The sequence below is a fragment of the Sphingobium sp. FG58 genome, from assembly GCF_057809055.1.
Map to the genome: position 1 here is coordinate 265,176 of NZ_JBMDJF010000001.1, position 19,511 is coordinate 284,686.

24 protein-coding genes are annotated in these 19,511 nt (G+C 63.2%); 9 read left to right on the plus strand and 15 right to left on the minus strand.

The features are described from left to right. Positions 1-28: 28 nt before the first annotated feature. Positions 29-520, plus strand: a complete 492-nt coding sequence (locus ACODR8_RS01375; protein WP_489005638.1) for a DUF4402 domain-containing protein — start codon at positions 29-31, stop codon at positions 518-520. Between the two features lie 12 nt (positions 521-532). Here ACODR8_RS01375 and ACODR8_RS01380 read toward each other — a convergent pair whose 3' ends face one another. The 12 genes from ACODR8_RS01380 to ACODR8_RS01435 all read right to left on the minus strand — a co-directional run bounded on the left by ACODR8_RS01380 (position 533) and on the right by ACODR8_RS01435 (position 9,522). Then, a complete protein-coding gene (locus ACODR8_RS01380) occupies positions 533-1,060 on the minus strand; it encodes a GNAT family N-acetyltransferase (RefSeq protein ID WP_489005639.1) in 528 nt (175 codons plus the stop codon). A gap of 64 nt (positions 1,061-1,124) precedes the next feature. Further along, positions 1,125-3,800, minus strand: coding sequence for a TonB-dependent receptor plug domain-containing protein (locus ACODR8_RS01385; protein WP_489005640.1), 2,676 nt, complete (start codon positions 3,798-3,800; stop codon positions 1,125-1,127). Between the two features lie 334 nt (positions 3,801-4,134). After that, positions 4,135-4,503, minus strand: coding sequence for a 50S ribosomal protein L19 (gene rplS, locus ACODR8_RS01390; RefSeq protein WP_217673508.1), 369 nt, complete (start codon positions 4,501-4,503; stop codon positions 4,135-4,137). Positions 4,504-4,509: 6 nt separating this feature from the next. Continuing rightward, positions 4,510-5,247, minus strand: coding sequence for a tRNA (guanosine(37)-N1)-methyltransferase TrmD (gene trmD / locus ACODR8_RS01395; RefSeq protein WP_489005641.1), 738 nt, complete (start codon positions 5,245-5,247; stop codon positions 4,510-4,512). Beyond that, the gene (locus ACODR8_RS01400) at positions 5,244-5,516 is read right to left on the minus strand and encodes a hypothetical protein (protein ID WP_489005642.1); all 273 of its coding nucleotides are present in this window, start codon (positions 5,514-5,516) and stop codon (positions 5,244-5,246) included. Before ACODR8_RS01400 ends, trmD begins: the two co-directional genes overlap by 4 nt. 56 nt (positions 5,517-5,572) lie before the next feature. Beyond that, a complete protein-coding gene (locus ACODR8_RS01405) occupies positions 5,573-5,947 on the minus strand; it encodes a type II toxin-antitoxin system VapC family toxin (protein WP_489005643.1) in 375 nt (124 codons plus the stop codon). Beyond that, positions 5,944-6,213: an AbrB/MazE/SpoVT family DNA-binding domain-containing protein gene (locus ACODR8_RS01410; protein WP_294135900.1), complete on the minus strand. Its 270-nt coding sequence runs from the start codon at positions 6,211-6,213 to the stop codon at positions 5,944-5,946. The genes ACODR8_RS01405 and ACODR8_RS01410 overlap by 4 nt, the downstream gene beginning before the upstream one ends. 31 nt (positions 6,214-6,244) lie before the next feature. Next, a complete protein-coding gene (gene rimM, locus ACODR8_RS01415; protein ID WP_489005644.1) occupies positions 6,245-6,739 on the minus strand; it encodes a ribosome maturation factor RimM in 495 nt (164 codons plus the stop codon). A gap of 5 nt (positions 6,740-6,744) precedes the next feature. Continuing rightward, a complete protein-coding gene (rpsP, locus tag ACODR8_RS01420) occupies positions 6,745-7,209 on the minus strand; it encodes a 30S ribosomal protein S16 (protein ID WP_489005645.1) in 465 nt (154 codons plus the stop codon). A 129-nt stretch (positions 7,210-7,338) separates the two neighbouring features. Then, complete coding sequence (gene ffh, locus ACODR8_RS01425) at positions 7,339-8,814, minus strand: signal recognition particle protein (protein WP_489005646.1); 1,476 nt, start codon at positions 8,812-8,814, stop codon at positions 7,339-7,341. 215 nt (positions 8,815-9,029) lie between these two features. Continuing rightward, positions 9,030-9,287, minus strand: a complete 258-nt coding sequence (locus tag ACODR8_RS01430; protein WP_489005647.1) for a BrnA antitoxin family protein — start codon at positions 9,285-9,287, stop codon at positions 9,030-9,032. Next, the gene (locus ACODR8_RS01435; RefSeq protein WP_489005648.1) at positions 9,247-9,522 is read right to left on the minus strand and encodes a BrnT family toxin; all 276 of its coding nucleotides are present in this window, start codon (positions 9,520-9,522) and stop codon (positions 9,247-9,249) included. Before ACODR8_RS01435 ends, ACODR8_RS01430 begins: the two co-directional genes overlap by 41 nt. Before the next feature lie 102 nt (positions 9,523-9,624). On the opposite strand from ACODR8_RS01435, the gene ACODR8_RS01440 reads away from it, so the two are divergent. The 6 genes from ACODR8_RS01440 (at position 9,625) to ispZ (ending at position 15,662) form a co-directional block, all read left to right on the plus strand. Further along, positions 9,625-11,031, plus strand: a complete 1,407-nt coding sequence (locus ACODR8_RS01440; RefSeq protein WP_294135912.1) for an amino acid permease — start codon at positions 9,625-9,627, stop codon at positions 11,029-11,031. Beyond that, positions 11,028-11,657 (plus strand): TonB family protein, encoded by a 630-nt coding sequence (locus ACODR8_RS01445; protein ID WP_489005649.1) that lies wholly within the window; start codon positions 11,028-11,030, stop codon positions 11,655-11,657. Before ACODR8_RS01440 ends, ACODR8_RS01445 begins: the two co-directional genes overlap by 4 nt. A 42-nt stretch (positions 11,658-11,699) precedes the next feature. Further along, positions 11,700-12,500, plus strand: a complete 801-nt coding sequence (gene dapF, locus ACODR8_RS01450; protein ID WP_489005650.1) for a diaminopimelate epimerase — start codon at positions 11,700-11,702, stop codon at positions 12,498-12,500. 3 nt (positions 12,501-12,503) lie between these two features. Further along, entirely contained in the window at positions 12,504-13,883 is a 1,380-nt protein-coding gene (mtaB, locus tag ACODR8_RS01455) for a tRNA (N(6)-L-threonylcarbamoyladenosine(37)-C(2))-methylthiotransferase MtaB (protein ID WP_489005651.1), read from the plus strand. Between the two features lie 109 nt (positions 13,884-13,992). Further along, a complete protein-coding gene (ftsY, locus tag ACODR8_RS01460; RefSeq protein ID WP_489005652.1) occupies positions 13,993-14,931 on the plus strand; it encodes a signal recognition particle-docking protein FtsY in 939 nt (312 codons plus the stop codon). Positions 14,932-15,035: 104 nt separating this feature from the next. Next, on the plus strand, positions 15,036-15,662 hold the full coding sequence (gene ispZ / locus ACODR8_RS01465; RefSeq protein ID WP_489005653.1) for a septation protein IspZ: 627 nt from the start codon (positions 15,036-15,038) through the stop codon (positions 15,660-15,662). Between the two features lie 40 nt (positions 15,663-15,702). On the opposite strand, the gene ACODR8_RS01470 is transcribed toward ispZ, so the two are convergent. Next, a complete protein-coding gene (locus ACODR8_RS01470) occupies positions 15,703-16,266 on the minus strand; it encodes a urate hydroxylase PuuD (protein WP_294135929.1) in 564 nt (187 codons plus the stop codon). Between the two features lie 213 nt (positions 16,267-16,479). Between ACODR8_RS01470 and ACODR8_RS01475 the strand changes: the two genes are divergently transcribed. Together ACODR8_RS01475 and ACODR8_RS01480 are read left to right on the plus strand one after the other, a co-directional pair. Further along, positions 16,480-17,094, plus strand: coding sequence for a superoxide dismutase (locus ACODR8_RS01475; RefSeq protein ID WP_489005654.1), 615 nt, complete (start codon positions 16,480-16,482; stop codon positions 17,092-17,094). A 136-nt stretch (positions 17,095-17,230) separates the two neighbouring features. After that, positions 17,231-17,665: a hemerythrin domain-containing protein gene (locus tag ACODR8_RS01480; RefSeq protein WP_489005655.1), complete on the plus strand. Its 435-nt coding sequence runs from the start codon at positions 17,231-17,233 to the stop codon at positions 17,663-17,665. A gap of 5 nt (positions 17,666-17,670) precedes the next feature. Here the strand turns inward: ACODR8_RS01480 and ACODR8_RS01485 are convergent, their stop codons facing one another. Further along, positions 17,671-19,203, minus strand: coding sequence for a methyl-accepting chemotaxis protein (locus ACODR8_RS01485; protein WP_489005656.1), 1,533 nt, complete (start codon positions 19,201-19,203; stop codon positions 17,671-17,673). Then, a complete protein-coding gene (locus ACODR8_RS01490; protein ID WP_489005657.1) occupies positions 19,203-19,496 on the minus strand; it encodes a hypothetical protein in 294 nt (97 codons plus the stop codon). Before ACODR8_RS01490 ends, ACODR8_RS01485 begins: the two co-directional genes overlap by 1 nt. Positions 19,497-19,511: the final 15 nt, after the last annotated feature.

Below are 19,511 nucleotides of genomic sequence, written 5' to 3' on the forward strand. Positions count from 1 at the left end.
TTTACCATGTCGTGGCAAAGCCGGTCGGATGACGATCCGACGCCTTGTCTTTGCCGCCAGCATGATGCTGACCTTGGCCAACGCGCCGACGGCAAGCGCTGCGCCAGCGACTGGCGGGTCCAGCGCGACCATATTGGGCGGCCTGCGCGTCACCAAGACCAGCGATCTCAATTTCGGGCAATTGGCGGTGCCTGGTCAGCCAGGCGTCGTGCGGGTCCGCGCCGACAATAGCCGTACGTGCAGCAACGGGCTGGTCTGCATGGGCAGCGCCAGCGCGGCCTCCTTTACCATCTCCGGGCGGCCAAACGAACGGGTAGAGATTGATCTCGACCGGTCGTCAGTGGACCTGACCAATGCAGCGGGCAACCGGATAGCGGCCAGCCTCAGCCGGTCCCATTCCTTCATCCGCCTGAACGGGGGCGAAGCGGTGTTCCAGATTTTCGGCACGTTGCAGGTCCGCGCCAACCAGGCGGTTGGCACCTATCGCGGCAGTTTCAACGTGCTGGTGCAATATCACTGAGGCCGCCGTCGTTCAGTCCAGCGCCTTGCGCATCAGGATCATCGGCACGCCGCTATCTTCGAACGGACGCACGTCGACAAAGCCGAAGCTGCGGTAGAGCGGCGCGCCTGCCATCGTCGCGGACAGTTCCAGCGCGGCAAAACCCTCCGCCCGCGCCGCCGCCTGACAGAGCGAGAGGATGAGCGTGCCCACGCCTTTGCGGACATGATCGGGGTGGGTGTACATAGCCCGGACCTTGCCGGCCTCCGTCGCCGGATCAAGCAGCCGGTCATCGCGCCCGGCACTGTGATTGCCGCCATAGGCGGTCGCCCTGCGGCTCCAGCCGCCACAGCCCGCGATGGCATTGCCCTCCTCCACCACAAAATAGGTGCCGTCGGCGATCAGGCGGCTGTCCAGCCCCATAAAGGCATGGCTGGCCCGCACCTGATCGGGCGTCAGGAAAGCCGATTGCAACCGGTCGATCGCCTGCCGCATCAACGCGGCAAGCATGGGTTCGTCGGCCGCGGTGGCGAGGCGGTGGGTCAGGGTGCGGGTCATCATCGCATCTTTTGAAACGGCAAAGGCCGGCCCCACAAGGGACCGGCCTGCACCTGTCAGGATCGGATCAGAATTTGAAGCCGACCTTGCCGTACCAGAAGCCACCGTTGAAGCCGAAAGGCGACACGTCGGGGTAGATGTCACCCGTGAAGCGTCCCCCGGTCGAGGCATAGACCGGGCCCAACGTCCCCTTGGTGTTCGAATATTTGTCGGGATAATTGCTGAACAGGTTTTGCACGCCAACGCTCAGCGTGAAATTGTCGTTCACTTCATAGCTGGTTTCGAAGTCGAACACGAATTCGCTGCCGAAGGTCTGCGAGACCGGGCCGTCATCCGTCTGGGTATATTTGCCGTACCAGTTCATGCGTGCCAGCACGGAGAAGGGACCGCTGTTCCAGTTTTCGGTCAGGATGACGCGCGTCTTGGGCAGGGTCTTTTCCAGCTGGGCGACACGGACGTCCGACACGATCGCCGGATCGCGCGCGATGACCTTGGTCTTGTTGTAGTTGAACGCCAGCGTCGTGTTGAAACTGCCCATCGTATCGGTTGAGAAACGATAGCTGCCGACAACGTCGACACCCTGGGTACGGGTATCAAAGGCGTTGGTCAGGAACTGCACTTCGTTGACGGTCGCATAGTTGGCAAGGCCCAGCGACTGGAGCGTCGGCCGCTGCGCATCGGCGATTTCAAATGTGCCGGACGTGCCGATACGGTCCTTCACCTTGATGTTGTAATAGTCGACCGACAGGGTGAAGCCGGGTGCGGGCGTGAACACGGTGCCCAGCGAGAAGCTGACCGACTCTTCGGGCTTCAGTGGCGTCGCGCCCAGGAAGGCGGCAACCGGGCTGGTGACCGGCAGCGTCATCGATTCGATCGCATTGGGATTGCCAGGGTTGAAGCCGGTCGCGATGCTGCTGCTGTTGACCTGCCCTGGCGTTGGCGCACGGAAGCCGGTCGCCACCGTGCCGCGCAGCGCCACGACGTCCGGCACCACGGCATAGCGGGCCGAGAATTTGCCGGTGGTCGAATTGCCAAAGTCCGACAGATGTTCGTAACGGCCCGCAATACCGAAGGAGAGCTGTTCGGTGATATCGCCTTCAATATCGATGTACAGCCCCTTGGAATTGCGGTCGCTTTCGCCCGCAATCGCCGGGCCGTAACCGGGGAAGCCATTGGCCCCGACCGGCAACGCGACCGACAATTGGGTGCCGTCCGCATTCAGGACCGGGGTGCCGTCCTGATGGAAAACCAGATTGCCGGTATATTGACCGATCGCCCAGGATGGCTGGTCGCCCAGACCCAGTTCATAGGCTTCGCGGAAATATTGGCCGCCAAAGGCGATCGTGACCGGGCTGGCGAAACCGACTTCCCAGGGATAGCTGAAGTCCGCGTTGAACAGGGTTTCACGCTGTTCCAGCTTGCCGAGGTAAAATTCAGTCGGTGACGTGATGCCCAAAGACGGGTTCATCGTGCCGTTCATCGTGTAGCGCAGGGTCGACTGGCCGTAGCTGCCCGAAATGTCATAATTCAGGCCGAAACCGAATTTGCCCTTATAGCCCACAGTGCCGGAAATATCGTCGATCTTGCCGAAGAAAATCGGCGTGAAGCCGCCGGGATAGACGCAGCTCCAGTTCTGAACCAGCGGGTCGGAACAGGTTGCGACCTTGGTATAGTCACGCGTGGTGACTTCATAATTGTTGGGTGCATAGACATTACCACCCGCAGCGCCCGACTGGATACCCGGCAACGTATTGTCGAAATCCGTGAAATAGTCGTTGAAAATGCCGTTCTTGCCAAAGCTGTTGCCTTCAATGTCCACGCCCGACGTATTGACCGACTGGCGATAGTTGAAGCTTTCTTCCTGGAAGCTGTGGCCATAATTGCCGAAGAAGTAGATGGAGCTTTCGCCCAGATCAAAGCCGCCATTGACGAAGAAGCGGTAGGATTCCATCGCCGGATTGCCGTAGCGCTGCGCCAGCTTGGGCACGCCGATGGTCGGCTGCTCCTGCGCCAGCAGATGCGCGCCCGCACGGGTCACGCCGCGGCTGGTCTTGCCCGCATTCACATATTCGCCGCTGATGTTGATGAAGCCGCTGTCGCCCAGCTTGAACCCGCCGTTGAGCGCAAGCTGATAATCCTCACCATCGCCGCGATAATATTGGCCGTAGCGGGCATAGCCGGAAAAACCGTCGGTATCGTCGCGCAGGGTCATGTTGATGACCCCCGCGATCGCGTCGGAACCATATTGCGCCGATGCGCCGTCGCGCAGCACTTCAACCGCGCGGATCGCAATGGCGGGTATTTGCGCAAGGTCAGCCGAATGGGCGCCGGCCGATTGCGCATTGGCGCCAATCTGGACCAGCGCGGATCGATGCATCCGCTTGCCGTTGATCAGCACCAGCGTCTGGTCAGGGGCCAGGCCGCGCAGGTTGGGCGGGCGGACGAAGGAGGAGCCGTCGCCAATGGCGTAGCGGGCGACGGAGAAGGAAGGGACCAGATTCTGGATGACCTGGTTCATGTCCGCCGTGCCCTGCTTTTGCAGTTCGACGCCGGAATAGACGTCAATCGGCGTCGGCGATTCCGCAACCGTGCGGTCGGTGCGGCGCGTACCGGTGACGATGATGGTCTGGCCCGGCGCGTCAGCCGCAGCAGCTTGCGGCGCGGCATCCTGCGCCAGAACGGGCATCGAATAGAGCAACGCAACGGCAATGGCGCTGCGCGAAATCAGTCCCTGATATTTCATCAAAAAAGCCCCCAAATGTCTCTTTTACAGAGGCCTTTTCGACATCCCCTTCCGCTTCCCGACTTTTCTTGGCTGAACAAGGTTGCAGGTCACCCGGCCCGAAACCGCAGGTTTCAGTGCAACATCATTCAGCAACATATGGAAACGTTAGGCTGGCACAAATCCACTATGGGAGAAATGGCCCTTTTTTACGGGCGTGCGAATCCTTTCGCAGGCGCGGCAGGATATGCTGCCCGCTCACCCGTCAAATCTTTGTAACATATAGAAAAAGGCGGCAGTCCATGGGACCACCGCCTGTTTCTTTTTTACAACTGTCAAGAATTGATTTTTGCGATCAACCCTCGGTGCGCACGTCGCGGCGTTCGGCGATGCGCGCGCGCTTGCCGGTGCGGCCGCGCAGATAATAGAGCTTCGCACGACGCACGACGCCACGGCGGACGACGACGATCGAATCGAGGTTGGGCGAATAGAGCGGGAATACGCGCTCCACGCCTTCGCCGAACGAAATCTTGCGGACGGTGAAGTTGCTGCCCATGCCCTTGTTCGAACGCGCGATGCACACGCCTTCGTAATTCTGGACGCGGCTGCGTTCGCCTTCGACCACCTTCACGCCGACGCGCAGCGTGTCGCCGGGGCGGAAATCGGGAATGTCCTTGGCGAGGGCGGCAATGCTTTCCGCCTCGATCTGCTGGAGGATGTTCATGAAACGTCAGTCCTTCAAGTCGCGTTGCGCGCCAGAGGGCGACTGGACCCGAACGCCGATGTGACGTTCCCAAAGGTCCGGCCGCCGTGACCGTGTATCGACCTCTGCTTGGCTTTTCCGCCAGGCAGCGATCTTCGCATGATCCCCCGATCGCAACACTTGCGGGATCGTGCGCCCCTCCCATTCGACCGGTCGGGTATAATGCGGATATTCGAGCAGCCCTGTTTCAAAGGACTCCTCCACCCCGCTGGAAGCCGCGCCCATTACACCGGGAAGCAGCCGGACGCAAGCATCCAGCAGCATCAAAGCGCCCATTTCCCCGCCCGACAGGATGATGTCGCCCATGCTGACCTGCTCGATCGGCCGGGCGTCGAAAATCCGCTCGTCAAACCCCTCGAATCGCCCGCATAATATCGTCGCACCAGGACCGTCCGCCAGTGCGCGGATGCGGCCTTGGCTGATCGGCGCGCCGCGCGGGGTCATGGCGATGACGGGCAGGTCCGGCCGCTGTTCCAGCGCATGGTCGACCGCCCGCGCCAATATGTCGGCGCGGAGCACCATGCCCGCGCCGCCGCCTGCGGGTGTATCGTCGACGGTGCGATGCTTGTCGGTGGCGAAATCGCGCATCTGGATCGGCGCGCAGGACCAGCGCCCCTCCGCCAGAGCGCGCCCCGCCAGCGATACGCCCAGCGGCCCCGGAAACATCTCCGGGTAGAGCGTCAATATCTGCGCGGCAAAGCTCATCGCCGCCGCGCACGCAGCCAGGCCGCCGACACACCGCCCGCAAGGCACAAGGCACCACAGGCGAGCAGCGCCAGCCCGATGGCACGCAGCAGGTCGGCAAAGGGCCGCTCCGGGTGGATCAGGCCGGGCAGCAGCACCAGCAGCGGCACCGGGCAGACCAGCGCCACCGCCGCAGCGGCCTTGACGCGACGCGACCAGCCAAGCCCGAACAGCCGCCAGCCAGCGGCCAGCATCGCAAGGAGATAGAGAGCGGTAAGGATCTGAGCCATGATTGCCGCTTAGGCGATGGAGGCGGCATCGTCCAGTTCCCGGCGGGCGGCAAGCGTCAGCGCGTCCAGTCCTCGACGTGCAAACCGGGGATATCGGCAAAGTCGGCTTCGTTGCGGGTTACCAGCGCCGCATCCAGCGACAGGGCGTGGGCCGCGATCAGACGGTCGAAACTACCGCGCCTAAAGGGAAGCGCCGCATAGGCCTGCGCCGCCGCCTCATCGAAGGGAAGAATAGCAATCTCCCCCACAAAGGCCGCCAGCGCTTCTGGTGGCGGCGGTTTGCCCCGCACCGTGCCATAGGCCAGTTCGGCATAGGTGATTGACGATATGAACAGGCTGCCCGCCGCCTGCTCCGCCATTCTGGCAATCAGAGACGGATAGATGCCGGTAAAGACATAGATGCAGCTATTGGTATCCAGCAGCCGCATCATGCCCCGGACGCATCACGACCCAGCAGGTGCCAATCGCGGGGGGAATCATCGAAATCCTCGCGCGGCAGAGGTTCCAGCCACGGCGCCTTGCCCGCGAATTTGCTGACGTCGATCTTGCGATCATTCTGAGCCGGCTCGAACGTGAAGCGGCCATGATCCTCGCGCAGGGTCATTTCCGCCCCTTCCTTGAGGCCAAGAGCCTTGGGCAGGCGCAAGGCCAGGCTGTTGCCCGACTTGAAAATCTTGGCCTTATACTCTTCGCTCATCGCGGACCTCCGTATATACGGAAAGTATATACTACTCCACGAACGCCGCGTCAATCACCGCCCGCTCCGCGTCCAGCGTGACCGCGTGCATGGGTGCCATGAAGCGTTTGCCGGGCTTGCCGTCCATGGACGGCCGCTGGACCTCGATAATGTCGCCAGCGCCGAAATTCTCTATGGCGATGATCTCGCCCAGCGCTTCGCCGTCGCTCGACAGGCAAAGCAGACCGATGACGTCGGCATGATAATATTCGCCCTCGCCCAGTGGCGGCAGGGCGGAGCGCGGGACGGTCAGTGCCGTGCTGCGCATGGCTTCGGCCGCGCTGCGATCGCCAATTTCGGCGAAGCGCGCGACCGCACCATTGGAACCGGGGCGCAGCGACTTCAACGTCAACTTGCGCCCGCCCGCATCGAAACTGCCATAGGCTTTGAGGCTTTCGACCCCTTCGCCAAACAGTTTCAGGCGGACTTCGCCCGCCACCCCATGCGCACCGATGATCGCGGCGAGAGTGACGGGCTTGTCGGTCAAGAGGATCAGCCTTCGGCCTGTTCGGCAGCCGCTTCTTCAGCAGGCGCTTCGGCAGCAGGTGCCTCTTCAGCGGCAGGCGCTTCGACGGGAGCTTTGGCGGCTTCCTCGGCAGCGATGCGGGCTTCTTCGGCCTCGGCCAGCTTGGTCGCACGATCTTCGGCGCGATCCTTGGCCTTCTGGCCCGGCACACCCTTGTTCGGGTTGTTGCGCACGATCCGCTCCTTCACGCCAGCGGCGTCGAGGAAACGGGCAACGCGATCGGTCGGCTGGGCGCCGGCGGCAACCCAATGCTTCGCGCGTTCCACGTCCAGAACGACGCGCTTTTCGTCGCCCTTGGGCAGGACGGGGTTGTAGCTGCCGATGCGCTCGATGAACTTGCCATCACGCGGCGCGCGGCTGTCGGCCACGACGATGCGATAATAGGGGCGCTTCTTGGAACCACCGCGCGAGAGACGAATGGACGTTGCCATGGAACTTACCTTTCTGACGTAAACTACGAATATACTTATATTAATCGTCATGCCGGACTTGATCCGGCATCCAGAGCGGCTGGTCATTCCCATCCGACACTGGATTCCGGCATCCGCCGGAATGACGGGCTACTTCTTCATGAAATTCTGAAAGCCGGGCGGCAGCTTGGGCATGTTACCGCCCAGTCCGCCAAGGCCACCCAGCGCCGAGAGGTCGGGCGGGCCACCGGCCCCGCCATCGGGACCACCCAGTCCGCCCATGCCACCACCGGTGAACATCTTGGCCAGCCCTTTCAGACCACCCATCTTGCGGATCTTCTTCATCGCGCCTTCCATTTCCTGATGCATTTTCAGGAGCCGGTTGACTTCCTGCACCGTGGTGCCGGAGCCTTTGGCGATGCGGATCTTGCGCTTGGCATTGATGAGCGCCGGGCGTTCCCGCTCCTTGGGCGTCATCGATCCGATCATCGCGTCGAGATGGATCAGCGTCTTGTCGTTCGCGCCGCTATTGGCCATCGCCGCCTGCGCTTTTTTCAGGCCAGGGATCATCCCCGCCAGCGCGCCCAGCCCGCCCATGCGGCGCATCTGACCCAGCTGCGCGCGCAGGTCGTTCATGTCGAACTGACCCTTGGCCATTTTCTTGGCCAGCTTGTCGGCCTCGTCCGCGTCGATGCTCTCGGCGGCACGCTCGACCAGCGACACGACATCGCCCATGCCCAATATGCGCTGCGCCACGCGCTGCGGATGGAACACCTCGATCGCGTCGAGTTTCTCGCCCGTGCCAGCAAATTTGATCGGGCGACCCGTGACCGCCCGCATCGACAGCGCCGCACCGCCGCGCGCATCGCCGTCCATGCGGGTCAGCACCACGCCAGTCAGCGGCACCTGCGCCGTGAAGCTCTGCGCGACATTGACTGCGTCCTGACCGGTCAGCGAGTCGACCACCAGCAGGATTTCGGCAGGCGTGGCGACATCGGCCACTGCCTTCATCTCGTCCATCAGCGCCTGATCGACATGCAGACGGCCTGCGGTATCGAGCATCACCACGTCGAAGCCCTGGAGCTTGGCCGACTGGAGCGCGCGGCGGGCGATATCGACCGGCTGTTGCCCGGCAATGATCGGCAGGGTCGCGACATCGCACTGAGTGCCGAGCACGGCGAGCTGTTCCTGCGCGGCCGGACGCTGGACGTCGAGCGACGCCATCAGCACCTTCTTGCGGTCTTTTTCCTTCAGCCGCTTGGCGATCTTGGCGGTCGTGGTCGTCTTGCCCGACCCCTGCAGCCCGACCATCATGATGACGGCGGGCGGGGTGACGTCGATCATCAGGTCCGACGTATCGGACCCCAATGTTTCGGTGAGCGTGTCGGAAACGATCTTGACGACCATCTGCCCCGGCGTGACCGATCGCAGAACATCGCTGCCGACCGCGCGCTCGGTCGCCTGATCGACGAACTGACGCACGACCGAGAGGGCGACGTCGGCTTCGAGCAGCGCGATTCGCACCTCGCGCATCGCGGCGCGGACATCGTCCTCCGTGAGCGCACCACGCCCCCGCAGCTTGTCGAATACCCCACCCAGACGATCGCTCAGCGAATCGAACATCATCACCTCAATTGGCCCAATGGCCTGAAAATCCTTGCATTCCCATCAAACGACAAAATCGCCGGTGGGCGAAACCTCGCCAACCAGCGTCCATACAAAGCGCCTGATGCTTGTCCCTTTGCAGGGTGCGCGCTCAATGGATATGTCAGGGACCGAACGGCAAACCGCCCGATTGCAGACGCGCCCCTAGCGGAAAGCCCGCCGTCGCGCAAGCAAAGCTACAGCTTGGCCGCCCGGAGTATCGCGTTAATCCGCGTCTGCCATCCCGGACCGGTCGCGCGGAAGCGTGCTAGCACATCCTTGTCTATGCGCAGCGCGACCTGCTCCTTGTTCGAGCCTGTCGGACGACCACCAAGGCGGCGACGTTCTTCCCGCTCTGCCAATGCCTGCTCGATCGCCGCGACACTGACGTCGCGATCCTCAGGATCGTCAGGATCAGCGGGCAGCCCCACTATATAGTCTTTGTTCAGTTCCATTGCTCTTCCTTACCGAAATGAAGCGATGCCTATATTCCCGCATCACATAGATGACGGTCCATAGCCTGCCATCAATCAGTCCGATCGCCTTGTATCGCTGCTCTTCATCCTCGATCCTGATGGTTGGAACGATCAGCATCTCGGCATCGAAGAAAACCTCTACACCAAAGGCAAGCGGCACATGGTGCTTGCCCCGGTTGATCTTGTCTTTCGCAGGATCGAACTCAATGTTCACTGATGTTTATGTATATGCAAAAACATCACTCGTCAATCTCTACCCTTGCCAGCCCCGCCGCTTTCGGCATGGTAGCGCGGCAATCAAGGGGAGCCGACGATCATGAGCTGGACACGCCGCAAGCCGATGGAGGCGATGACGCCGAGCGGCGACCAGCATCGCATGGCGCGCACCTTGTCCTGGCCACATCTGCTGGCGCTGGGCGTCGGCGCGATCGTCGGCACGGGCATATTGACGCTGATCGGCGTCGGCGCGGACCGGGCCGGACCTGCCGTCCTCCTGTCCTTTGCGATAGCAGGCGCGATCTGCGCCTGCGCCGCGCTGGCCTATGCCGAATTGTCCACCATGATGCCCGCCGCAGGTAGCGCCTATAGCTACTCCTATGTGGTGCTGGGGGAAGGCATTGCCTGGATAGTGGGGTGGAGCCTGATCCTGGAATATAGCCTGGTCGTATCGACCGTCGCGGTCGGCTGGTCGGGCTATGCCGCGCCATTGCTGACCGCGATCGGCTTTCCCGAAACGCTGACGCAAGGGCCGGAACTGGGCGGCCTCATCAACCTGCCCGCCATCTTCATCATCGCCGTGGTCGCTGGCCTGCTGATGCTCGGCACCCATGAAAGCGCGCGGCTCAACACCATTCTCGTGCTGATCAAGATCGCGACATTGAGCCTGTTCGTCTGGGTCGCCCTGCCCGCCTTCGACGCGCAGAATCTGGAGCCGTTCATGCCCTTCGGCTTTGCCAAGCATATGGGTGCCGATGGGGTCGAACGCGGCGTCATGGCGGCCGCCGCCATCATCTTCTTCGCCTTTTACGGTTTTGACGCCATCTCGACCGCGGCGGAGGAAGCCAAGAACCCGGAGCGCGACCTTGCCATCGGCATCGTCGGATCGCTGGTCGTCTGCACGCTCATCTATGTGCTTGTCGCCGCCGCCGCGATCGGCGCGATGCCCTTCACCCGCTTTGCCGACAGCCCGGAGCCGCTGGCGCTGATCCTGCGCGAAATGGGCCGGGGAGAAGTGGCGCGGATCGTCGCCATCGCCGCCGTCATCGCCCTGCCCACCGTGCTGCTGGGCTTCCTCTATGGCCAGAGCCGCATCTTCCTGGTCATGGCACGCGACGGCTTCCTGCCCCAGAGCCTGGCGAAAATCTCCAAGCGCGGCACGCCTGCACGGATCACGCTGGTCACCGCCATATTGGTCGCGATCATCGCCGGGCTGCTGCCGATCGACGAGATCGCGGCGCTGGCGAACGCCGGCACGCTGATCGCCTTCACCTCGGTGGGCCTGTGCCTGCTGGTGCTGCGCCGCCGCCTCCCCGACATGCGCCGCCCCTTCCGCACGCCTGCCGCCTGGTTCGTAGGCCTAGGCGCGATGGGCGGCTGCGCCTATCTGTTCATCAGCCTGCCGATGCAGACGATATTGGCCTGCCTGGGCTGGAATGCCGTGGGGCTGGTGGTGTATTTCCTCTATGGGCAGAAGCGGGCGACGGCGGCGGGGGCAAACAGATGAGTTTGATATTGGTTGCATTGGCAGGCGCTGCGCTAACGCGCGCCATGCCAGCGACGTCTGCCGGTAGTTGGCTCAGCGACTTCGACTACCCGGCAGGTTCAGTAAAGCGCCGCGAGGAAGGCCCGGTCGGCTTTTCCATGCTCGTTGCCCCGGATGGGAAAGTGACCCGCTGTTTCGTGACGAAGTCCAGTGGCTTCCCCGATCTGGATCAGCGGACCTGTCCTATTATGTTGGTAAGGACCAAGTTCAAATCTGCCCGTGATGAAAATGGCAGCCCGCTCTACGACCTTTACAACGGGACTTTGACGTGGCGACTTCCGGGCAAAGGTATCGGTAGACCATTACCCAAGTCGCCTACAGTAATTGAACCTGACATGATCATTGAGGTGCAACAGCTCCCCGGCGGCATGGAGGAAGAGGCAGTGTCCATCCTCACAAGGACTGACACAACGGGCCATATCGCCTTTTGCCAATCCAATCCTACATACAAAAACTCTGCCGCGCTTGTTAAGGTCGCATGTACCCAAGCTAAGGCGCTCTACACGTCGGACATGAAAGACGATGCAGGCAATCCGCTCCCGATTATACAGCCCTTCCGAGTAGGATTCAGGGTCGCGCCAAAGTAGCGACTCGCCTTTTCCCTTCCCCCACATTACATGCGCCCCATCATGGGACGCTTTTCCAAAATGCATGGCCTGGGCAATGATTTTGTCGTCATCGACGCGCGCGCGCACGCGGTCGAGATGACGGAAAGCCGCGCCCGCGCCATTGCCGATCGTCATGCCGGGATAGGCTGCGACCAGCTGATCCTGATCGGCAATGCGCCCGACGCAGACGTGTCGATGCAGATTTTCAACGCCGACGGCAGCGAGGTCGAGGCGTGCGGCAATGCCACGCGCTGCGTGCCGCTGTTCGTGGGCCGCGACGTGCTGATCCGCACGCAGGCGGGCCTGCTGGACGCCAAGGCGGTCGATGGCGGGGCCAGCGTCGATATGGGCGCGCCGCGCTTCGAGTGGGACGCGATCCCGCTGGCCTACGCCATGGACACGCTGACCATGGGTGCGAGCTGGGAAGATCTGCCCCCACCCGCCGCCGTCAATGTCGGCAACCCGCATGTGATCTTCTTCGTCGATGATCTGGACGCCGTGGACACCGCCCGGCTTGGCCCGATTATCGAGACGGACCCGCTCTTCCCCGCCCGCGTCAACGTCAACTTCGCGCAGATTGTGGGCGACAATCATATCCGCCTGATCGTGTGGGAACGCGGCGCTGGCCTCACCCGCGCCTGCGGCACCGGCGCCTGCGCCACTGCCGTTGCCGCCGTCCGCCGCAAGCTGGTCAGCGGTCCCGTGACCGTCAGCCTGCCCGGTGGCGATCTCATCATCGACTGGGCACCGGGCGGCACGATCCGCATGACCGGCCCCGCCACCCATGTGTTCGATGGCGAGGCCGACTGGTCGCGTTTTTAAGTAATGCCCGGCCCCGACATCATCACCATGGGCTGCCGCCTCAACATTGCCGAGAGTGAGGCGATCCGTGACATGGCGGCGGATCAGGACGATCTGATCGTCATCAACAGCTGCGCCGTCACCGCCGAAGCCGTGCGCCAGACACGGCAGGCGATCCGCCGCGCCCGCCGCGACCGGCCCGACGCGCGGATCATGGTCACCGGCTGCGCCGCACAAACCGAGCCGGAGACCTTCGCTGCGATGCCCGAAGTCGATGCGGTCATTGGCAATCGCGAGAAAATGGAGGCGGCTTCCTATCTCCCAGACCCCCGGCGACAGCCGGACCATTCTTTCTCTCTGTCCTCTGCGCCTCTGCGCGAACAAAATATTTTGCGCGCAGAGGCGCAGAGGACAGAGAGAAAGGAAGACAGCGGAAACCCGGCGTTCGCCGGGATAACCCAGGAGAAAGTCCGCGTCGCCGACATCATGGGCGTGCGCGACACTGCGCCGCATATGGCCAGCGCCTTTGCCGATCATGCCCGCGCTTTCCTGGAGGTGCAAAATGGCTGCGACCATCGCTGCACCTTCTGCATCATCCCCTATGGCCGGGGGAACAGCCGCTCCGTCCCAGCCGGGGCCGTGATCGACAAGGCCAGGGAACTGGTCGCGGCGGGTTACAAGGAAATCGTGCTCACCGGGGTGGACGTCACCAGCTATGGTCCCGACCTGCCCGGCAGCCCGTCGCTCGGCCTGCTCGTCGAGCGAATCCTGAACGGCGTGCCAGACCTGCCCCGCCTGCGCCTATCCTCCATCGACAGCGTGGAGATTGACGATCGGCTGTTCGACCTGATCGCTCACGAACCCCGGATGATGCCCCATCTGCACCTGTCCCTGCAGGCGGGCGACGACATGATCCTGAAACGCATGAAGCGCCGCCACAGCAGCGCCGACGCCGTCCGCATCGTCGAACGCCTCGCCAGCGCGCGCCCGGACATCAGCATCGGCGCAGATATCATCGCCGGTTTCCCGACCGAGGATGAGGCGATGTTCGCGCGCAGCCTGGCGCTGATCGCCGATTGCCGCATCGTCCACGGCCATATCTTCCCCTATTCGCCGCGCACCGGCACGCCCGCCGCGCGGATGCCGCAAGTGGACCGCGCGACCATCAAGGCCCGCGCCGCCCGGCTGCGCGCCGCCTGCGAAACCCGGCGCGCCGACTGGCTGGAGAGCCTGGTCGGCACCCACCAGTCGGTGCTGGTCGAGCGCAGCGGGCTATCCGGCCATGCCGAAAATTTCGCCCCGGTGCGCTTTACGACCGCGCAAGTGCCGTCCTCGATCGTATCCACCCGCATCACGGGGCTTGAGAAGAACATGCTGATCGCGCAAGAGGCGGTTCAAGAATGACGCTCTTTTTTCCGTCATTCCCGCGCAGGCGGGAATCCATCTCCCAACCGCAGCGCTTAATGCTATGCCGGGAGATGGATCCCCGCCTTCGCGGGGATGACGATGATGGATGACTATGACTGAAACATCCTGGCGCGATCGCCTGTTCGGCGGGCTTCGGCGCACATCCGACAAGCTTGGCGAAAATCTCACCGGCCTGTTCGGCAAGGCGGCGCTCGACAACCAGACGCTGGACGAGATTGAGGAAGCGCTGATCGTGTCCGATCTTGGCCCGGCCATGGCGGGTCGGGTGCGCGAACGGCTGGCCGAAGGGCGGTTCAACAAGGAACTGACCGAGGAATATCTGCGCGAGATCATCGCGGAGGAGATCGAGAAGGTGCTGGCCCCGGTCGCCCGCCCGCTGGAGATCGAGGCCTTTCCGCGCCCGCAGGTCATCCTCGTCATCGGCGTCAACGGGTCCGGCAAGACCACCACCATCGCCAAGCTGGCGCATAATTTCCTGGAGCAGGATTATGGCGTGATGCTGGCGGCGGGCGACACGTTCCGCGCGGCAGCCATCGGCCAGCTCAAGGTCTGGGCCGACCGCCTTGGCATCCCCATCGTCGCGGGCAAGGAAGGCGGCGACGCGGCGGGCATCGTGTTCGACGCGGTCAAGCAGGCGACCGCCACCGGCATCGACGTGCTGATCGTCGACACCGCAGGCCGCCTTCAGAACAAGAGCGAGCTGATGGACGAGCTGGCGAAGATCCGGCGCATCCTTGGCCGATTGAACCCGGCGTCCCCCCACGACGTTGTGCTGGTGCTGGATGCCACCACGGGACAGAATGCGTTGAGCCAGATCGAGGTTTTCAAGGAAGTCGCCCATGTCACCGGCCTGGTCATGACCAAGCTGGACGGCACCGCGCGCGGCGGCGTGCTGGTCGCGGCGGCGGAAAAATATCGCCTGCCGATCCATGCCATTGGCGTTGGCGAAAAGATCGAGGATCTGCGCCCCTTCGATCCGGGCGACATGGCGCGCGCGATCGCCGGGACCGCTTATGCGCGGTGAAATCGCCGTCATGCCGGACTTGATCCGGCATCCAGAGTCCCCCACGCAGCGCTTCGACGCCCTGGATCCTGACTTTCGTCAGGATGACGATAGGAAAAACAGCCATGGCTGACGCCAAACCCGCCGCAAGCCCCGCCCACAGCGGAACGCTCAGCCTGGCGCTCGATTTCGGGCCGCTGCTGGTGTTCTTCCTGGGTTACAAATTCCTGGGCATGATCGTCGGCACCGGCGCCTTCATGGCGGCCATCATCGTCGCGGTGATCGTGTCGAAATGGAAGCTGGGCAAAGTGTCGCCGATGCTGTGGCTGTCCGCCGCGCTGGTGCTGTTTTTCGGTGGCCTCACCATCTATTTCCACGACCAGAGCTTCATCCAGATCAAGCCGACGATCATCTACAGCTTCTTCGCGCTGATGCTGTTTGGCGGGCTGCTGCGTGGCAAGCCTTTGCTCAAATATCTGCTCCAGGCCGCCTATGATGGTCTGTCCGAAACCGGCTGGCGCAAGCTGTCGCGCAACTGGGCGATCTTCTTCGTCGCCATGGCGATCGCCAATGAAGTGATGCGCCGCACGATGAGCTTCGACAGCTGGCTGGCGGTCAAGGTGTGGGGCGTGACCATCGTGTCGGTGGTCTTTGCCGCCGCCAATATCCCGATGCTGATGCGCCACGGCCTCAATCTGGGCGACAAGCTCGACAGCGACGAGATTGGCGGCACCTCCCCGCCACAGGGTTGACGGACATGCCGGGGCGGAAACCCCGGCAGCCATCATTCCATCAACCGCCGTTGAAGTTGATCATGCAATAGAGCATCGCCAGCGACAGCAATGTGTTGGTGCGCGAGACGATCATCGCGGTGGTCGCGGCCTTCGCCTTCACCGCATCTTCGGCAGGGACCAGTCCCAGCGCCTTCTTCTGGTTCGGCCAGATCACGAACCACACATTGAACGCCATGATCAGCGCCAGCCACATGCCGATGCCGATCAGCACGAAGCCCGGCTTGAAGGTCAGCGCCTCGACCAGATAGAAGCTGCGCCAGGCGATGACCAGGCCGGTCAGCACGGTGAACGCAGCGGACCAGCGGAAGAAGAACAGCGCAGACGGCGCGATATATTTGGACACGCCCGGTTTCAGCTCGGCCGGCACTTTGGGCATGGTCGGGATCTGCACGAAGTTGAAATAATAGAGCAGGCCGATCCAGGTGATGCCGAAAAACAGATGGAGCCAGCGAAGGATCGCCTGCTCTGGTATCGTGTTCGCGGGAACCGCGAGAATGACCAGCAGCGCAAGGACAAGCCCCGCCGCCAGAACGAGATGCAGATTGCCGAAAAACTTCGCCATGACCCTACCCCCATTTTCCGGCCGCCGCATGTACCGGGCGACCTGACCCGAAAGTCTATGCCATCGTTACGGGGATGTCACATGGATATTTCCTCAATATAGAACGAAAATATCCTGTTTTCCGCAGCGCAATAAGCCTGCTAGGGCCGCGGAGCCTTAAGGTCGCAGCTTCGTTATGCGACCACCCCCATCAACGAACCGAGGAGTTCTTTCATGGCTTTCACCCTGCCTGCCCTGCCCTATGCCAAGGATGCTTTTGGCGAGATTTTGTCGGCCGAAACCTTCGACTATCATCATGGCAAACATCACAACGCCTATGTCGTAAAGGCCAATGAACTGGTCGCCGCCGACCCCGCCCTTCAGGGCAAGTCACTGGTCGAACTGATCAAATCGTCCAAGGGCGGTCTGTTCAACCAGGTCGGCCAGATCTGGAACCACAGCTTCTACTGGCTGTGCCTGTCGCCTGAAAAGAAGGCTCCCTCGGGCAAGCTGCTCGACCTGATCAACGAAGCCTTCGGGTCGGTCGATGCTCTGGTCGAAAAGCTTAAAGCCGAAGCCGTCGGCCATTTCGCCAGCGGCTGGGCCGCGCTGGTGCTCAAGGACGGCAAGCTGGAAGTCACCTCCTATCATGACGCCGACACGCCAGTCGCGCATGAAGGCCATGCGCCGCTGCTGATCCTCGATGTGTGGGAACATGCCTATTATATCGACTATCGCAACCTGCGCCCGGCCTATGCCGAAAAGCTGCTGAAGGAAGCGATCGACTGGGACTTCGTGGCGCTCAACCTCGACGGCGAAGGCGTCAGCCGCGCCGACCAGCCGGGCTGATCCCAGGGCTGTGGCCCTGCGTCATTGCGGCGCAGGGCCACGGCTTCGTTTCTCTACCGAAATAGCATCGGTCGCAACGCTTTATTAAGTCGCCTCCCGCATCATTGGCGCTCCGTAGGAACGGAAGGGTGAAGCGATGGACATGGCCGAATTGCGCCGGCAGCATGACGAGATCAGCCACACGGCGCACAGGCTGGCGCAAGCAACGGCTGACCGCGCCAACCCGCGCAGCGTCGGCGCCATACGCTGGCAGCTTGCGCGCCAGTTGATGGCCCATCTCGCCCTGGAGGACCGCATCCTCTATCCCGCGATGCAACGCGCCGCTGATGAGCGCACCCGCACCACCGCCGCCACGCTCCAGACCGAAACCGGCGCGCTCGCCGAAAGTTTTTCCCGCTACATGACCGCGTGGAGCGACGATCGCGTCGCGCGCGAATGGGCCGATTTCTGCGTCGAGACACAGGCCATCATCCGCGCGCTGAGCGAACGGGTCGACCGCGAAAATCGCACCCTCTATCCCCTCGCCGACAAGGTTGACGACAGCGCCGCACGGATCGCCCGCGCCGGCTAAACCGATCAGGCAGCTTCCAGCTGCGCCACGAACATGTCGGTGGCCCGCTGCAACTCCTGCGCCGTGCGGGACAGGCCGGTCGCCGCGCTCGACACCCGACCAGACAGGCTTTCGGTATCACGGGCAACGTCAGCCACCCCCTCCATCTGCCGCGTCATGATCGTGGCGTCGCGTGCCGTATCGCGGGCAGCCTGCTCGATCGCGCTGGTTGCGTCGCGCTGATCGGCGACGGCGCGCTGGATCGCATCGGCGGCCTCCGCCAGCTGTTCGACCGCGCCTGCCACGTCCGACAAAGCGCCCTGCGCTATTCCTGCGCCCTCGCGCGCGGACCAGGCCAGCGACTCGATCTCGCCGGTCGCGCTGGCCGTCTGGCTGGCCAGTTGCTTGACCTCGCCTGCCACGACCGCAAAGCCGCGTCCGACCTCACCCGCACGGGCCGCCTCGATCGTCGCATTGAGCGCCAGCAGGTTGGTGCGCGCAGCAATGCCGGTAATGGAGCCAGCAAAGCTGGTGATCGACGCCGTCCGTTCCTCCAAATCGCGCACGGCCTCATGCCCGGCGGTCGACACGCGCTGCGCCTCTCCGCCCAGCACCGCCTGCTGCTGCGCGGCCGATGCAATGGCGGTAATCGATGCAGACAAGGTCTCGATCCGGCGCGCCAGCAGCGCGGCACTGGCGGACGATTGTTCAGCGGCCGCCGCCGTTTCAAGCGTGCCGGTGCTGGCGTCTCGCGCCAGACCGTTCAGCAATCGCGCCGATTCTTCCAGATCATGGGTCGCGGCACCGACCGCCTCGACAATGCCGAACACAGACCTGCGGAAATCCTGCACCAGCGCCAGCGTCGCCGCGCGCCGATCGGTCGCCATGCGCGCCTTGTCCTGTTCCTGTGCATGACGTAGCGCCGCTTCGCGCAAATCCGCGTCCCGGCTGGCGGCCATCGCCGCCTCCGCCGCAGTCCGCCCGCTTTCCGCCGCGTCTGCCAGCTGCGCGGATTGCGCGATCTGGCCGTCCAGCGCCAGCAGCAGGGCGCGCAGCCGGATGGTAAGATAGCAAAGCACGGCGGTCAGCAGGACCACCGCGACCGCATGGATCGCGACCCGCTCCAGATCACCGCTGCCCGGGAAAACCCAGGCAGGCAGCAGGCTGTTGAGCAGAATATGGTGCGCCGCCGTCAGCACCGCCCCCAGCACGATCGGCCGCCAGTCATACAGCAGCACCAGCCCGGCCAGCGCCACGAAGAAGAACATATGCCCGTCCATCTGCCAGACATGGCCCGACAACAGATAGAGGCCGATGGCAGGCTGCACCGCCGCCAGCGTTCCCATGGCCAGCCGCGTTTCGATATCCAGCCTTTTGCGCAGGACCATGATCGTCGGCAGGGCATTGACCAGCACAGACAGCGCCATCGCCTGCCCGCCGCGCTCTACCCCCAGCAGCAGGGACATCGAACCCAGCGCAATCGTCCACAGCCAGCTGGCAAACAGCAGGACACGCAGCCCTTGGAGGCGCAAGCGCCCAAGGCTCGATTCGGCCTGCATCACGCGGCTCCTCCGCAACCGGTGCGGTTCGTCGCGACCGCGATGACGCCATGGCCCAGCATCGGCAGCGCCAGCCGGTCACGCCGTCCCTCGATCAGCAGCGATCCCGCCCATGGTCCCGCCGCCACCAGTCGCGCACCATGCGCGATGGCGACAGGCGCCAGCGCCACGCGGGCATGCGCCGTCAATGGCACCAGCAGCATCCGCCCGCTAACCGGCGGCGACAGGGTCAGCGCAATCAGGCCAAACAGGATCAGGCCGCACTGGCCCGCGATCGGCAGGACACGTCGCAAGGATGGGAAATCTAT

Coding starts and splice junctions, on each gene's coding strand:
- ACODR8_RS01375 (WP_489005638.1), top strand. CDS start 29: ATGACGATCCGACGCCTTGTCTTTGCCGCCAGCATGATGCTGACCTTG.
- ACODR8_RS01380 (WP_489005639.1), bottom strand. CDS start 1,060: ATGATGACCCGCACCCTGACCCACCGCCTCGCCACCGCGGCCGACGAA.
- ACODR8_RS01385 (WP_489005640.1), bottom strand. CDS start 3,800: ATGAAATATCAGGGACTGATTTCGCGCAGCGCCATTGCCGTTGCGTTG.
- rplS (WP_217673508.1), bottom strand. CDS start 4,503: ATGAACATCCTCCAGCAGATCGAGGCGGAAAGCATTGCCGCCCTCGCC.
- trmD (WP_489005641.1), bottom strand. CDS start 5,247: ATGAGCTTTGCCGCGCAGATATTGACGCTCTACCCGGAGATGTTTCCG.
- ACODR8_RS01400 (WP_489005642.1), bottom strand. CDS start 5,516: ATGGCTCAGATCCTTACCGCTCTCTATCTCCTTGCGATGCTGGCCGCT.
- ACODR8_RS01405 (WP_489005643.1), bottom strand. CDS start 5,947: ATGATGCGGCTGCTGGATACCAATAGCTGCATCTATGTCTTTACCGGC.
- ACODR8_RS01410 (WP_294135900.1), bottom strand. CDS start 6,213: ATGAGCGAAGAGTATAAGGCCAAGATTTTCAAGTCGGGCAACAGCCTG.
- rpsP (WP_489005645.1), bottom strand. CDS start 7,209: ATGGCAACGTCCATTCGTCTCTCGCGCGGTGGTTCCAAGAAGCGCCCC.
- ffh (WP_489005646.1), bottom strand. CDS start 8,814: ATGATGTTCGATTCGCTGAGCGATCGTCTGGGTGGGGTATTCGACAAG.
- ACODR8_RS01430 (WP_489005647.1), bottom strand. CDS start 9,287: ATGGAACTGAACAAAGACTATATAGTGGGGCTGCCCGCTGATCCTGAC.
- ACODR8_RS01440 (WP_294135912.1), top strand. CDS start 9,625: ATGAGCTGGACACGCCGCAAGCCGATGGAGGCGATGACGCCGAGCGGC.
- ACODR8_RS01445 (WP_489005649.1), top strand. CDS start 11,028: ATGAGTTTGATATTGGTTGCATTGGCAGGCGCTGCGCTAACGCGCGCC.
- dapF (WP_489005650.1), top strand. CDS start 11,700: ATGGGACGCTTTTCCAAAATGCATGGCCTGGGCAATGATTTTGTCGTC.
- mtaB (WP_489005651.1), top strand. CDS start 12,504: ATGCCCGGCCCCGACATCATCACCATGGGCTGCCGCCTCAACATTGCC.
- ftsY (WP_489005652.1), top strand. CDS start 13,993: ATGACTATGACTGAAACATCCTGGCGCGATCGCCTGTTCGGCGGGCTT.
- ispZ (WP_489005653.1), top strand. CDS start 15,036: ATGGCTGACGCCAAACCCGCCGCAAGCCCCGCCCACAGCGGAACGCTC.
- ACODR8_RS01470 (WP_294135929.1), bottom strand. CDS start 16,266: ATGGCGAAGTTTTTCGGCAATCTGCATCTCGTTCTGGCGGCGGGGCTT.
- ACODR8_RS01475 (WP_489005654.1), top strand. CDS start 16,480: ATGGCTTTCACCCTGCCTGCCCTGCCCTATGCCAAGGATGCTTTTGGC.
- ACODR8_RS01480 (WP_489005655.1), top strand. CDS start 17,231: ATGGACATGGCCGAATTGCGCCGGCAGCATGACGAGATCAGCCACACG.
- ACODR8_RS01485 (WP_489005656.1), bottom strand. CDS start 19,203: ATGCAGGCCGAATCGAGCCTTGGGCGCTTGCGCCTCCAAGGGCTGCGT.